This window comes from Vreelandella neptunia (assembly GCF_022489065.1).
Classification (GTDB): domain Bacteria; phylum Pseudomonadota; class Gammaproteobacteria; order Pseudomonadales; family Halomonadaceae; genus Vreelandella; species Vreelandella neptunia_A.
This window is the reverse complement of record NZ_JAKVTW010000001.1, coordinates 470395-484411: the sequence shown is the minus strand read 5'-3', so window position 1 is coordinate 484411 and position 14017 is coordinate 470395. Positions and strand designations below refer to the sequence as shown.

Annotated in this window: 11 protein-coding genes; 6 read left to right on the top strand and 5 right to left on the bottom strand. The window is 55.3% G+C overall.

Translation table 11 applies throughout. From position 1 onward, the window contains the following. Positions 1–3 precede the first annotated feature (3 nt). Positions 4–894 carry an ion transporter gene (locus MLE19_RS02160; protein ID WP_240716432.1) on the bottom strand — a complete coding sequence of 297 codons (891 nt, stop codon included), beginning with the start codon at positions 892–894 and terminating at the stop codon, positions 4–6. A gap of 175 nt (positions 895–1069) precedes the next feature. Between MLE19_RS02160 and MLE19_RS02155 the strand changes: the two genes are divergently transcribed. Genes MLE19_RS02155 through MLE19_RS02130 form a run of 6 tightly spaced genes read left to right on the top strand, consistent with a single transcriptional unit; the run spans position 1070 to position 6940 of the window. Continuing rightward, positions 1070–3910, top strand: coding sequence for a monovalent cation/H+ antiporter subunit A (locus MLE19_RS02155; RefSeq protein ID WP_240716431.1), 2841 nt, complete (start codon positions 1070–1072; stop codon positions 3908–3910). Then, entirely contained in the window at positions 3910–4242 is a 333-nt protein-coding gene (locus tag MLE19_RS02150; RefSeq protein WP_240716430.1) for a Na+/H+ antiporter subunit C, read from the top strand. Before MLE19_RS02155 ends, MLE19_RS02150 begins: the two co-directional genes overlap by 1 nt. Continuing rightward, positions 4239–5753 (top strand): monovalent cation/H+ antiporter subunit D, encoded by a 1515-nt coding sequence (locus MLE19_RS02145; protein WP_240716429.1) that lies wholly within the window; start codon positions 4239–4241, stop codon positions 5751–5753. The genes MLE19_RS02150 and MLE19_RS02145 overlap by 4 nt, the downstream gene beginning before the upstream one ends. Then, complete coding sequence (locus MLE19_RS02140) at positions 5750–6247, top strand: Na+/H+ antiporter subunit E (protein ID WP_240716428.1); 498 nt, start codon at positions 5750–5752, stop codon at positions 6245–6247. Before MLE19_RS02145 ends, MLE19_RS02140 begins: the two co-directional genes overlap by 4 nt. Beyond that, a complete protein-coding gene (locus tag MLE19_RS02135) occupies positions 6241–6510 on the top strand; it encodes a K+/H+ antiporter subunit F (RefSeq protein WP_008958594.1) in 270 nt (89 codons plus the stop codon). Before MLE19_RS02140 ends, MLE19_RS02135 begins: the two co-directional genes overlap by 7 nt. Before the next feature lie 43 nt (positions 6511–6553). After that, entirely contained in the window at positions 6554–6940 is a 387-nt protein-coding gene (locus MLE19_RS02130; RefSeq protein WP_240716427.1) for a Na+/H+ antiporter subunit G, read from the top strand. Positions 6941–7028: 88 nt separating this feature from the next. Here MLE19_RS02130 and serB read toward each other — a convergent pair whose 3' ends face one another. From serB to pgi, 4 genes are all read right to left on the bottom strand, one after another. Next, on the bottom strand, positions 7029–7955 hold the full coding sequence (gene serB / locus MLE19_RS02125; protein ID WP_240716426.1) for a phosphoserine phosphatase SerB: 927 nt from the start codon (positions 7953–7955) through the stop codon (positions 7029–7031). A gap of 3 nt (positions 7956–7958) precedes the next feature. Beyond that, complete coding sequence (gene parC, locus MLE19_RS02120; protein WP_240716425.1) at positions 7959–10211, bottom strand: DNA topoisomerase IV subunit A; 2253 nt, start codon at positions 10209–10211, stop codon at positions 7959–7961. A 5-nt stretch (positions 10212–10216) separates the two neighbouring features. Beyond that, on the bottom strand, positions 10217–12112 hold the full coding sequence (parE, locus tag MLE19_RS02115) for a DNA topoisomerase IV subunit B (RefSeq protein ID WP_240716424.1): 1896 nt from the start codon (positions 12110–12112) through the stop codon (positions 10217–10219). A 167-nt stretch (positions 12113–12279) separates the two neighbouring features. Beyond that, the gene (gene pgi, locus MLE19_RS02110; RefSeq protein WP_240716423.1) at positions 12280–13962 is read right to left on the bottom strand and encodes a glucose-6-phosphate isomerase; all 1683 of its coding nucleotides are present in this window, start codon (positions 13960–13962) and stop codon (positions 12280–12282) included. Between the last annotated feature and the right edge of the window lie 55 nt (positions 13963–14017).

The following is a 14017-nucleotide window of genomic DNA, read 5'->3' as shown; positions in this document are numbered from 1 at the left end:
AAATTAGTCAGTTGTGGGCTTTTCGGTTTGCTTACCGCCCGCGTCGTTGTTCGCTATGTTGTGTGGCGTGGGAGCCTGCGCGAGCGCTGCCTCCATACGGTCAAGCTGTGTTTTAAGCCCGTGAACGTCTTTGCGCAGCGACTGTAGCTCGGCCTCTTCGCCTTCGCCGTTATCCAGCGCCATTTGTGCGCTCTCTTTCTGCATCACGTCCAGCACAATACCGATCATCATATTGAGGAAAATAAAAGCGTTCAAAAAGATAAAGGTTAAAAAATAGATCCAGGCATAAGGATAAACGTCCATGGCCGGGTATAGCACGGCGGTGGCCCAGCTCTCAAACGTCGCCACTTGAAACAGCGTTAACATCGCCAGTGAGATATTGCCCCACAGCCCCTCGTCTACATTGTGGAACAGAAAGCTGCCAATGGCGGCGTATATATAGAAGATGATAAACATCAGCAGTACCACATACCCCATCCGCGGCACCGACTTGACCAAGGCGCTTAACAGCATTTGGAGCTCGGGAATCATCGACACCAAGCGCAGCACGCGGAAAATACGCAGCAGCCTAGCCAGCAGCACCATTTCAGAGTCATCCATGGGAATCAGGCTGGCGGTCACAATGAGGAAGTCAAAGACGTTCCACCCTTTCTTGAAGAAACTTAGCAGGGTGCGTTCAGCCGCCATTCTGATTAAAATCTCAATCAGAAAAAATATGGTGACCGCAATATCGAGATAGAGCAGCCACTGTTCGACCTGGGTGGTTTCCTCATAGGTCTTAGCCCCTATCACCAGGGCAGAAATGACGATTATGGCAATCACCGCCGCTTCAAAAATTTTGTTGGAGCGTAGCTTTTCAAAGCGGGCTTGCCAGGTATTAAAGGGTTCACTCATGGAACAAAAAATCTCTTAACGGTTGACCGGCACACTTTATACTAAAACTACACGCCTTCTACACAAGTGATATCCTGTTGTTTCACTTGATGTATCCTACGCCATCAGAACGCCCTAAAAGCGCCCTGTTGGTACTCTTTTGATTTTTTAAACATTAGCCGCTGGATGATCTCCCATGACACTGCTTTGGATAGCCTTATTGCCTCTGCTAGGCGTACTGGTGCCGGCACTTACCGCACAGCGTGGTCGCAATTTCTGTTCACTTGCGACAGCAGTGCTGCCAGCTACCGCGTTAGTAATGACGCTACTCAACGTGCCAGCTCTGCTAGACGGTGAGCAACTACGTTTTTCCGCCGCATGGATGCCTGAGTTGGCGCTGGTCCTAGCGTTCCGCCTGGACGGGCTATCGCTGCTATTTAATCTGCTTATACTGGGCATTGGCCTACTGATTATTCTGTATGCCCACTACTACTTAGCAAAAGATGAGCCCTTTGGCAGATTCTACGCCTTCCTGATGCTTTTTATGGCGTCAATGGTCGGTATTTCAATGTCGGATAACCTAATACTGCTCTGGCTGTTTTGGGAATTAACCAGCCTGTCATCTTTCCTGCTGATTGGCTTTTGGTCTTATCGCAGCGATGCTCGTAAAGGCGCACGTATGGCGCTCACCGTTACCGGCGCGGGCGGCCTTGCTCTACTGGCTGGTTTACTGCTGCTAGGCGATATGGCGGGCAGCTTTGATATGGCCGATGTGCTGGCCAGCGGAGACATCATTCTTGCCGATCCGCGCTACCCACTAATGCTCGGTTTGGTACTGCTAGGCGCCTTTACCAAATCCGCACAGTTCCCGTTCCATTTTTGGTTACCCCATGCGATGGCAGCGCCTACGCCAGTTTCGGCGTATCTGCATTCGGCGACGATGGTTAAAGCAGGCATTTTCCTGATGGCGCGGCTTCACCCGGCCATCGCCGGTAGCGAGTTATGGAGCGTGGTCGTCTCCCTGGTCGGCATCGTCACCATGCTATATGGCGCTTGGTTTGCGCTGATGAAGACTGACCTGAAAGGCATTTTAGCGTTCTCCACTGTTAGCCATTTAGGCTTAATCACGGTGCTATTGGGTATCGGCAGCCCCATGGCGATCTTGGCCGCGCTGTTTCACATTATCAATCATGCCACCTTTAAAGCGGCGCTGTTTATGAGCGCCGGCATTATCGACCACGAAGCCGGCACCCGGGAGCTAAAACAGCTTGGCGGGCTTAAAAAAGCCATGCCTGTCACGGCGCTTTTGACCACGCTTGCGGCAGCAGCCATGGCGGGCGTCCCGCTCTTTAATGGCTTCTTATCCAAAGAGATGTTCTTTACCGAGGCGCTAGCAACGCCCGTTTTGGGCGGGGTGAGCTGGCTACTACCGGCCTTAGCAGCGCTCGGTGGCATTCTTTCGGTCGCTTACTCGCTGCGTTTAGTACACGCCGTCTTCTTCAAACCACCCCGTGAAGCGCCGCCAAAATCGCCCCATGAGCCACCACACCTGATGCGCCTTCCGGTGGAAATATTGGTGGTGCTTTGCGTGGTGGTCGGTCTTTTCCCGGCCTTTATGGCCACCGGATTATTAGAACTCGCCAGCCAAGCGGTGATTGGAAGCCCGCTCGATTTTCATCTGGCTATCTGGCACGGGGTTAATCTACCGCTGCTTATGAGTTTATTGGCTTTTGTCGTTGGTATTGCGCTGTATTGGCGCCATGGCGATGTGCGCCGATTTACGCAACAGTTCGTGGGAGTCGATGCCCGACGCGTGTTTGAACGCATCCTTATCTCGATTGGCTATCGCGCTGAGCAGCTGATCGCAGCACTGGAAGGCAATTCGCTTCAGCGCTATGTCGGTTGGCTATGGCTGGCGGCGCTGATAATGGGGGGTATCGGCCTTGTGCAGATCACCGACCTAACCGGCGCAGCAGGTAATCAATCGCTCGACGGCATCCTTATTTTAGGTGCAGGGATGTTGATGTTTGGAGGTGTGGCCACCGCCGCGACACACCGCTACCGGCTGATCTCTCTGTTGATGCTATCGGTAGTGGGACTCTTTGTGGCCCTTACCTTTGCACGATTCTCAGCGCCCGATCTAGCGCTCACACAGCTTTCAGTGGAAGTCGTGACCATGATTCTGCTGATGTTAGCGCTGTTTTTCTTACCGCAAAAAACCCCTCGTGAATCCAGCCCACTGCGAAATATCCGCGATATGCTATTAGCCGGTTCACTTGGACTAGTGGTTGCCAGCCTTAACTACGCCGTGATGACCCGCGATACCCTATCGATTTCCAGCTTCTTTGTGGAAAACAGTAAGCCTGGCGGGGGCGGTTATAACGTGGTTAACGTTATTTTGGTCGACTTCCGTGGCTTCGATACTCTGGGTGAAATTACTGTGTTGGCCATTGCAGGCCTAGCGATATTTAAGTTACTAAACCGCTTACGCCTGTTTATGCCCCATAGCGACGGCGAAGGCCGAGTATGGTCGCCCGACCGCTACCCTGCAGTACTCACCTCGATTTCAATGACGTTGCTGCCACTGGCGCTGTTGGTATCAGCGTTTATTTTCCTGCGTGGGCACAATCAGCCGGGCGGTGGTTTTATTGCTGGGCTGATTACCGCAGTAGCGTTGATCCTGCTGTATATGGCACGAGGTGTAGAGTGGGCGCAAGAACGCTTGAATTTCCCCTTCCAACCGGTAGCCGTTATTGGGGTGGCCATTGCCACACTCACTGGGTTGGGTAGCTGGCTGTTTGGTCATCCCTTCTTAACCTCCGCATTCGGTTACTTCAGCCTACCGCTGATCGGCACCTTTGAACTGGCTACCGCGCTGCTCTTTGATCTGGGCGTGTACTTAGCCGTGGTAGGCGCCACGCTGATGATTTTGGCCAACCTTGGCAAAGTCACTACAGCGCACCGACCGGTGACCGAAGCCTCGGAAAAAGACACCGATGCCGCTGCTGCAACCTCTTCTGCTAAGGAGCCTCGTTAATGGAACTGCTCTATGCAATGACCACCGGCGTCTTGACCGCCTGCGGTCTCTATTTAACCTTGCGAGGCCGCACCTTTCCCGTGGTGGTAGGCCTAACGCTGCTCTCTTATGCAGTGAACCTGTTTCTGTTTTCGATGGGGGGACTTACCACTGATGGTCCTGCCATCGTGTCTGAAGGAACTGGCTATGCCGACCCACTCCCCCAAGCGCTAGTGCTTACCGCCATTGTCATCGGCTTCGCGATGACCGCCTTTGTGGTGATCCTGGCAATGCGGGCACGCAGTGAAGTGGGTAACGACCACGTCGACGGTAAAAAGGAAGACCGAGAATGATGCAGCATCTAGTTGTTTTTCCTGTTGTCCTGCCGCTCGTTGCAGGCATTTTACTGCTCTATCAGCGACAGGGACTGGTTCGCTACAAGCGTGTGGTCAGCGTAGTCGCCACCGTGCTACTGCTGCTAGTCGCGATTGGTCTTTTGCGCCAAGCCGCTAGCGGTGAAATCACTTACTACGCCCTAGGCGACTGGCAAGCCCCCTTCGGCATCGTGCTGGTGTTGGATCGTCTCTCGGCATTAATGCTGCTGGTGACCGCCGTATTGGCCGTTGGCGCGGTGGTGTTTGCCTGCGCGGGAGATGATGAAAAAGGCAGTAACTTTCACGGTCTTTTCCAGTGGCAACTGCTGGGCATTAACGGCGCTTTTTTAACCGGCGATCTGTTTAACCTGTTCGTCTTCTTTGAAGTACTGCTGCTGGCCTCTTACGCCCTGTTACTGCATGGCGGTGGCAAAGCGCGCATTCAGGCTAGTGTGCACTATGTGGTACTCAATTTAGCCGGCTCGTCGCTATTCCTGATCGCGGTAGGCATCCTGTATGGCGCCACGGGTACGCTCAATATGGCCGACATGGCGATTCGAGTCGCGGATCTACCGTCAGAGCGTGAAGGCTTGGTCACGGCTGGCGCGCTGATGCTGTTGGTGGTGTTTGGCTTAAAAGCCGCGATTCTGCCGCTCTACTTCTGGCTGCCCAAAGCCTATGCATCCGCGCCAGCACCGGTAGCGGCGCTGTTTGCCATCATGACCAAGGTAGGTATCTACGCGATCCTGCGCGTCTACTCCTTGCTGTTTGGCGACACTGCTGGCGGTTTGGAAGCTCTGGAACAGCCCTGGGTATGGTGGCTGTCACTCGCCACTCTGGCTGCCGCAGGCATTGGGGTGATGGCTGCGCGGGACTTGCGCTTGCTGGTGGCTTACCTGGTGCTGGTATCCGTGGGCACGCTGCTAGCAGGAATCGGCATGCGCTCACCTCAGGCGGTCTCGGCACTGCTCTATTACTTGATCCACACTACGCTGGTTACCGGCGGTTTGTTCCTACTGGCGGAAATGATCGGCCTTCAGCGTGGTAAAGCAGGTACGCGCCTGGTGAAGGGTCGTCCGATGGTTCAGGGCGCTGGGCTCGCCATGCTATTTTTTGTAGGCGCCATCGCCGTCGCTGGCGTTCCGCCGTTTTCAGGCGCCATCGGCAAGGCATTAATGCTTAATGCTGCCGAGGGCACCCAGCGTCTATGGCTCTGGCCGCTACTGCTATTGACCAGTTTAGCCTCGCTCATTGCGCTTTCGCGGGCAGGCTCTACTCTGTTTTGGCGCAGCCATCGTGGCAATATCAGCGGTACACCGCTACCCCGCCGCCAGTGGTTTGGCGTCATCTGGCTGCTAAGTGCAGCACCGCTGTTAGTCGCCCTGGCGGGGCCAGTGAGCAGCTACACTCAAGCCACGGCAGAGCAATTGGCCAACCCACAGGTGCTCATTCGCACGCTACTCCCCAATGATGCTGGAGATGCCCCATGATCGCGCCGCGCTCCTGGCTACCCACGCCTGTTTTATCGATACTACTGCTCGTTGTTTGGCTGCTATTGGTTCGCAGCTATGCCTTTGGACAATTCGTTCTGGGCGGTTCCTTGGCCATCTTAATCCCTTTGCTGACCCACCGCTTTTGGGACGCACGCCCTCTGATTGCCAAGCCTTTTGCGCTGCTGCGGTTTATCTTTCGAGTGCTGGGCGACATTATCACCGCCAACTTTGAGGTGGCTTACCTAATCGCCAACCCTTGGCGAACACTTAAACCCCACTTTATTGAATACCCACTGATGCTCGAAGAGCGCTTCACCATCACGCTGCTCGCCAGCACGATCAGCCTGACACCGGGCACCGTGTCGGCCAATCTGCGCATGGATGGTAAGTCACTGCTGATTCACGCCTTGAACGTGGACGACGAGGAGGCGCTGATTAACCAGATTCGTGAGCGCTATGAACGCCCGCTTAAGGAGATCTACGAATGTTGAGCATTGCACTCTATATCACCTTAGCGCTGGTCGTGATGGCACTATTGATGAATCTCTACCGCCTGACCATTGGGCCCAGTTTGCCTGATCGCGTGCTCGCGCTAGACACCATGTACGTCAATTCGATTGCGCTCATCGTGCTGTTGGGGCTCTGGCTGAACAGCAAAACCTACTTCGAGTCGGCGCTGTTGATCGCAATGCTCGGTTTTATTAGCACGGTGGCGGTATGCAAATACATTCTGCGCGGAGACATCATCGAATGATTAACATGAGCTATCGAATGATGTACAGGAGCCAGGAGGAACTATGTCAGTAATCATTGAAGCGCTTATTTCACTGCTGCTGATCGCTGGCGGTATCTTTGTATTTATCGGCTCGTTGGGGATGGCGCACTTGCGCGATTTCTACATGCGCTTGCATGGCCCCACTAAAGCCACCACCTTGGGCATCGGCTGTATGCTAATGGCCTCAATGCTGTATTTCTGGAGTGTCGATGGCAAGCCGGATATCCAAGAACTGCTGATTACACTTTTCCTGTTTATCACTGCCCCCGTCAGCGCCCACCTGCTGGCCAAGTCTGGCTTGCACCTGCGTTTGAAGCATGCGGTTAAAACCCAAGGGCATCCGGTCGAATTAAGGGCCGAGGAAGTCGGCGACAAACCGGTACCACATCCCGATAAGGGCCATGGCTGAATCGTCATAAAATAAAAAGCGGGTGGTGCTAGAAAGCACCACCCGCTTTTTTACTACCTACTCTTATACTACCTACCCTGATACTGCTCTAAGGTGTTAAATCCTGCTGGTGATAGCCGAGCAGGTAGAGCACACCGTCAAGCCCCGATGTCGAGATCGCCTGACACGCTTGGGCACGCACCAACGGCTTGGCCCGAAACGCGATGCCCATCCCCGCTTTGGCCAGCATTTTAAGATCGTTGGCACCGTCACCCACGGCTATCGTCTGATCGAGGCTAAAGCCCTGCCGTAGTGCGATGACTTCGAGCAGTTCGGCTTTACGCTCGGCATCCACGATTGGTTCGCTTACTTCGCCGGTCACTTTGCCATTTTCAATGATCAGCTCATTGGCATGAATCTCGTCAAAGCCAAGCTTCTTCTGTAAGTGGAGAGCAAAGTAGGTAAAGCCGCCGGAGAGAATGGCGGTGCGATAGCCTAACCGCTTTAGATTAACCATCAGGCGTTCAACGCCCTCCATCAGCGGCAGCTCCTCAGCGATTTCCGCCAGCACCGACTCATCCAAACCGACCAGTTTGCTCATCCGCTCGCGAAAGCTCGCCTTGAAATCCAGCTCCCCGCGCATAGCACGCTCGGTGACTTCGGCGACTTCTTCACCAACGCCATGGCGGCGAGCCAGCTCATCAATCACCTCAGCTTTAATCAACGTGGAGTCCATATCGAAACAGACCAAACGGGGCTGAACGTGATCGCGAGTATCTGGTTGGGCAACGATATCAATACCCAGCGTTTCACTCAGCAAAAGCGCGGCGTCGCGCACTGCTTTGCTATCTGCGTCGCCGGACAAACAGTACTCAACACAGTCGATGCCATCACCTGACTGAAATGAGACATCGGCAAGCCGCTGGGTACTCTTCACGTTCAGATTAAACTGCGTAATGAGAGCATCTATCTGAGCTTGAATGTCGGCGGTTAAATCCGACGCTAGTACGGTTAGGATCAAATCACCGCGTGCCATTACTTACTCCCCTGCCTCTAGTCGATCTACTTTCTGGAAGCCGCGGGGCAGCTTACTACCACGCCGACCGCGCTCACCGCGATAGTATGCCAAGTCGTCGGCTTTTAGCGTCAGCTTGCGCTTGCCAGCATGGATCATCAGCGCATCACTGGCAGCTAGCACCACAATGCCGGTAACAAACTCTTCTCGGCGGGCGGCTCTTGGGCCTGGGATATCGAGCATTTTATTGCCCTTACCTTTAGACATCTCGGGTAACTGATCCAAGGGGAACAGCAGTAGCCGGCCCTCATTAGAAACGGAAGCCACCCACAGCTCCTCACCCTCAGGCACTTCCACTGGCGCCATCACATTGCAGCCCTTGGGCAGGCTAAGTACCGCTTTACCGGCTTTGTTTTTACCGGTGAGCGTATCCAGCCGCGCCACAAAGCCGTAGCCGCCGTCGGTAGCGAGCACAAAGCGCCGCTCGGGAGGTGCAAACATCAGCCCGGCCATTTTCGCTCCAGCGGCAACGTTAGCACGCCCGGTCACCGGCTCACCTTGGCCCCGCGCACTGGGTAAGTTATGCGCAGAGAGCGTATAGGCCCGCCCGGTATCATCCAGCAGCACCAGCGGCTGGTTGGTTTTACCTTTCGCCGCCAGTTGAAAGCTATCCCCGGCTTTATAAGAGAGACCTTCGGGATCAATATCATGCCCTTTAGCCGCGCGAATCCAGCCTTTATCCGATAGCACCACAGTAATCGGGTCTGCGCCCAGCAGTTCCACTTCAGACAGCGCCTTAGACTCTTCCCGCTCGACCAGCGGTGAGCGACGCTCATCGCCGTGCTCTTTACCCGCAGCGCGGATCTCTTTTTCGATCAGCGTGGTGAGCTTGGCTTCGCTGCCCAGCAGCCCCTGTAAATATTTGCGCTCTTTTTCCAGTTCGTCCTGCTCGCCACGAATTTTCATCTCTTCGAGCTTGGCAAGGTGACGCAGACGCAGCTCTAGGATGGCTTCTGCCTGGCGTTCGGAAAGGCTGAAAGTGGCGATCAGCGAGGCTTTGGGGTCATCCTCTTCGCGGATGATGCGGATCACTTCGTCCAGATCCAGGTAGGCGATCAGTAGGCCTTCCAGGATATGCAGCCGATCTTCGACTTTGCCTAGGCGGTGCTCTAAACGACGGCGCACCGTGCTGCGGCGGAACTGAAGCCATTCGCCCAACATTTCAGGCAGCGGCATTACCCGTGGGCGGCCATCCAGGCCGATCACGTTCATATTCACCCGCACGTTCTTTTCCAAATCGGTGGTGGCGAACAGGTGCGCCATCAGCGACTCAACGTCTATACGGTTTGAGCGCGGTTCGATCACCAGCCGCGTTGGCTCTTCATGGGTCGATTCATCGCGCAGATCCGCCACCATGGGTAGCTTTTTGGCCTGCATCTGGGCGGCAATCTGCTCCAGCACCTTAGCACCGCTGACCTGATAGGGCACCGAGGTAATAACGATATTGGCTTCTTCACGGATGTAGCGGGCACGTAGTTTGACCGAGCCCCGGCCGGATTCGTAGAGCTTTCTTAAATCCGCAGGCGGAGTAATAATTTCCGCATCGGTGGGGAAATCCGGTGCAGGCACGAACTCCATCAAATCGGCGGTGGTGGCCTTGGGATTGCGCAGTAGATGACAGGTCGCTTCGACCACTTCCGACACATTATGCGGCGGGATATCAGTGGCCATGCCCACGGCAATCCCGGTACCGCCGTTGAGCAGCACATGGGGGAGCTTTGCGGGCAGTACCAGCGGCTCCTGCATAGTGCCATCAAAATTGGGCGCCCAATCGACGGTGCCCTGACCCAGCTCGCCAAGCAATACTTCGGCAAACTTGGAAAGCTTAGCCTCGGTGTAGCGCATGGCGGCGAAGGATTTAGGGTCGTCAGGGCTCCCCCAGTTGCCTTGGCCATCCACTAGCGGGTAGCGGTAGCTAAACGGCTGAGCCATTAGCACCATGGCTTCGTAGCAGGCGCTATCGCCATGGGGATGGAATTTACCTAGCACGTCACCAACGGTACGCGCCGACTTTTTGTACTTGGCGTTGGCGTGCAGCGCCAACTCGCGCATGGCGTAAATGATCCGCCGCTGCACGGGTTTCATGCCGTCGCCAATGTTGGGCAGCGCGCGGTCGAGAATGACGTACATCGAGTAGTCGAGGTACGCTTTTTCGGTGTAGTCGCGCAGGGAGAGTTGTTCTACATCCCCCTCCGCTACCTGAATATCCATGGTCATCGGGGTTATACCTCAATGTCTGCGAGGTTGCCGTAATCTTCCAGCCACTTTTTGCGGTCACCGGCACGTTTTTTGGCCAGAAGCATATCCATCATTTCCATGGTGCCGTCGCCCTCCGTTAAAGTGAGCTGCACCAGGCGGCGGGTTTCCGTCGACATGGTGGTTTCACGCAGCTGTAGCGGGCTCATTTCACCCAGGCCTTTAAAACGTTGCACATTGGGTGTGCCGCGCTTATTGGCCAGTTGTTTGAGAATGGCGGCTTTTTCACTCTCATCCAGCGCGTAGTGCACTTCTTTACCCAAGTCGATACGGTAAAGCGGCGGCATCGCCACATAGACATGTCCTGCGTCGACCAAGCTCGGGAAGTGGCGCACAAACAGCGCGCACAGCAGCGTAGCGATGTGCAGGCCATCAGAGTCGGCATCGGCCAGGATACAGATCTTGTGGTAGCGCAGTTTTTCTAAATCAGCGCTGCCGGGGTCGGCACCAATGGCCACTGCGATATCGTGTACCTCCTGGGAGCCGTAGATATCGTGGGTCTCCACTTCCCAGGTATTCAGAATCTTACCGCGCAGCGGCAGTATCGCCTGGGTTTCGCGGTTGCGCGCCTGCTTGGCACTGCCGCCCGCCGAGTCCCCTTCTACCAGGAATAGCTCGCTCTGGGCGGGATCCTGGCCGGAGCAATCCGCCAGCTTACCGGGCAGCGCCGGGCCGGAAGTGACCTTTTTACGGAGCACTTTTTTAGCTTTTTTCTGACGATTTTGCGCCGCGCTGATCACCAGCTCGGCAATCGCTTCGGCTTGATCCACGTGATGGTTTAGCCACAGCGAAAAAGCGTCTTTCACCACCCCCGATACAAAGCCAGCAATCGTACGCGACGAAAGCCGCTCTTTGGTTTGCCCGGCAAACTGGGGGTCGAGCATCTTCACCGAGAGTACAAAAGAGGTGCGCTCCCAGAGATCATCGGCGGTGAGCTTGATACCACGGGGCAACAGGCTACGGTATTCGCAAAATTCACGTAGCGCGTCCAGCAGCCCAGAACGGAAACCGTTCACGTGGGTGCCCCCTTGAGGGGTGGGGATCAGGTTGACGTAGCTTTCCAGCAGCGCTTCACCGCCCTCAGGTAGCCACTGGATTGCCCAGTCTACGCCGTGCTCGTCGTCATTAAAGTGACCTACAAAAGGCTCGCGGGGCAGCACTTCATAGCCGTCGGTGGCTTCAACCAGATAGTCGCGCAAACCATCGGCGAACTCCCACTCGGTGGAGGTGCCATCAGGTTCTAGCAAGGTGACTTTTAAGCCAGGGCAGAGCACGGCTTTGGCACGCAGCAAATGCTTCAGCCGGGTGAGCGCTAACTTTGGGCTATCGAAGTAGCTTTCATCGGGCCAGAAGCGCACCAGGGTGCCACTCGCCCGCTTGGGGGCTTTGCCAATTTCATGCAGGTCTTCAACTTTTTCACCGAACTCGAAGGCCATGGCATGGCGCGCACCGTCACGGGTGACTTCTACATCTAAACGGCGCGAAAGCGCATTAACAACGGACACCCCCACCCCGTGTAAGCCGCCCGAGAAGCGATAGCTGGTAGAGGAGAATTTGCCGCCCGAGTGTAGCTTGGTAAATATCAGTTCAACGCCCGACACACCGTGCTCAGGGTGAAGATCAATCGGCATACCCCGGCCGTTATCCTGCACTTCGATCCCGCCGTCGCTATGCAGTACGACGTTAATCATGGTGGCGTGGCCCGCCAGCGCTTCATCGACGCTGTTATCAATAACTTCCTGGGCAAGGTGGTTAGGGCGTGTGGTGTCGGTATACATACCGGGACGCTTACGTACCGGCTCGAGGCCCGACAGGACTTCGATGGAACTCGCGCCGTACTGAGAGGCATCAAACTGGGTCATGTAACGTCGGTTCCCTGAAAAATCGTACTGGCAGCCATATTAATGCTGAATCGAGTAATTGGCGGCTTGCAAAGAAGCACAGGATAGCGGAAAAGCAAAAAGCTGTATATCTAGCCATGTTTATTACCAGGGCCGCCGGGGATAGCCCCAACTGGCCCCAGCTTGATTCATTCCTTCTCAGCCGCCCAAAACGCTTCAATCAACCCCTTACTAGAAGCATCCATCCGCGATAGATCACCCTGATGATCAATAATTTTCTGAGTATCGGTGGCAATCTGTTTGCCCAGCTCAACGCCCCACTGGTCAAACGGATTGATATCCCAAATCACCGCCTGAACAAAGACCTTGTGCTCGTAAAGCGCGATCAGCGATCCAAGGGTCGCGGGCGTCAGCTGGTCAAGCAGCACCGTGGTGGAGGGCTGATTGCCGCGATAGCGTTTATGCTCCGGCCTCGGGCCGTCATCTTCCAACGCATCGTCACCAAGCATCAATACACGAGACTGAGCAAAGCAGTTGGCCAGCGCTAAACGGTGCTGGGTTTTCAGATGGCGACGGGTATCTGGGTCTTCCACCTCGTCGTATCGTTTTAGCGGCGCAATAAAATCACACACCACCGGCTGAGTGCCTTGGTGCAACAGCTGATAAAAGGCGTGCTGCGCATTGGGTCCCAGTTGACCCCAGAGTACCGGGCAGGTCGAGTAGTTAACCGGCTGGCCTTGGCGGGTCACCGATTTGCCGTTGGACTCCATCTCAAGCTGTTCAAGGTAGGCGGCGAAATACTCCAAACGCCCATCGTAAGGCAGAATAGAGTGCGCACGAATATCCAGAAAGTTGACGTTCCAGATACCTGCCAAGCCAAGCAGTATCGGCAAATTATCTTCCATGGGCGCTTCAGAAAAGTGACGATCCATGGTGTGAGCACCGGCTAGAAATTCGCGGAAATTCGCCATCCCCACCACTAGGGCAATGGGTAAGCCAATAGTTCCCCAGAGCGAATAGCGCCCCCCGACCCACTCCCAGAAGGTTAACTGGTGGTCGTCGGCAATGCCCCACTCAGTCATTTTTTCGGGGCTCGCTGAAACACCAATAAAGTGCTGACGAACGACCAGTTCAGCACTGACCGGCGTGGCACCATGCTGGGTTAAACAGCCCAACAGCCACTCCCGCGCCGTGTTAGCGTTAGAGAGCGTATCAATCGTGGTAAACGATTTGGACGACAACACAAAAATGGTGGTTTCAGGATTCAGTCGGCTTAAATAGTCCGCCAACTGTGAGCCATCCATGGTGGAGGCAAAATGCACTTCTACTGGATGAATGTCTTTGGGACGAAAGTCTGCCAACGCATGGGTGACCATTAGCGGGCCTAAATCAGAGCCGCCTACGCCTAGATTAACCACGTGGCGAATCGGCTTGCCAGTGGCGCCGCGCCACTGGCCCGCATGCAAACGGCCAACCAAGCGTTCCATCTGAGCAAGGCTTTCGTGCACGGCGGCAACGATATCCTCACCCTCCACTTCAAGCGTTGCATCAGCGGGTAAACGCAACGCCGTGTGCAGGGCCGGGCGGTTTTCGCTGACGTTCACTCGCTTACCACTCAGCAGCGCTTCAATGGCTGAAGGCACGCCCGCTTCGCTGGCCAGCGTAAACAGATGTTCGAGGGTATCGTCGTCCCATCGCTGCTTGGAGAGATCCAGCGTCAAGCCCGCCACTTGGCGAGTGAAGCTTTCCCAGCGCGAGGGTTCAGTGCCAAACAGCGTTTTCAAGTGAACGTGCTGCAGCGTTTCAGCGTGATGCTTTAACGTCTGCCACGCGGGTAACGTATCGGGGGTAGCGCTTGATGCTGAGGCCATGTGGCATCTCCAGTGGCGTCGTTCCTTGCAGCAGGAATCTATTCAAACCAGGCCT

Bases quoted from the DNA above. Each gene is read 5' to 3' on its own strand.
- MLE19_RS02160 (WP_240716432.1), bottom strand. From the start codon at position 894: ATGAGTGAACCCTTTAATACCTGGCAAGCCCGCTTTGAAAAGCTACGC.
- MLE19_RS02155 (WP_240716431.1), top strand. From the start codon at position 1,070: ATGACACTGCTTTGGATAGCCTTATTGCCTCTGCTAGGCGTACTGGTG.
- MLE19_RS02150 (WP_240716430.1), top strand. From the start codon at position 3,910: ATGGAACTGCTCTATGCAATGACCACCGGCGTCTTGACCGCCTGCGGT.
- MLE19_RS02145 (WP_240716429.1), top strand. From the start codon at position 4,239: ATGATGCAGCATCTAGTTGTTTTTCCTGTTGTCCTGCCGCTCGTTGCA.
- MLE19_RS02140 (WP_240716428.1), top strand. From the start codon at position 5,750: ATGATCGCGCCGCGCTCCTGGCTACCCACGCCTGTTTTATCGATACTA.
- MLE19_RS02135 (WP_008958594.1), top strand. From the start codon at position 6,241: ATGTTGAGCATTGCACTCTATATCACCTTAGCGCTGGTCGTGATGGCA.
- MLE19_RS02130 (WP_240716427.1), top strand. From the start codon at position 6,554: ATGTCAGTAATCATTGAAGCGCTTATTTCACTGCTGCTGATCGCTGGC.
- serB (WP_240716426.1), bottom strand. From the start codon at position 7,955: ATGGCACGCGGTGATTTGATCCTAACCGTACTAGCGTCGGATTTAACC.
- parC (WP_240716425.1), bottom strand. From the start codon at position 10,211: ATGACCATGGATATTCAGGTAGCGGAGGGGGATGTAGAACAACTCTCC.
- parE (WP_240716424.1), bottom strand. From the start codon at position 12,112: ATGACCCAGTTTGATGCCTCTCAGTACGGCGCGAGTTCCATCGAAGTC.
- pgi (WP_240716423.1), bottom strand. From the start codon at position 13,962: ATGGCCTCAGCATCAAGCGCTACCCCCGATACGTTACCCGCGTGGCAG.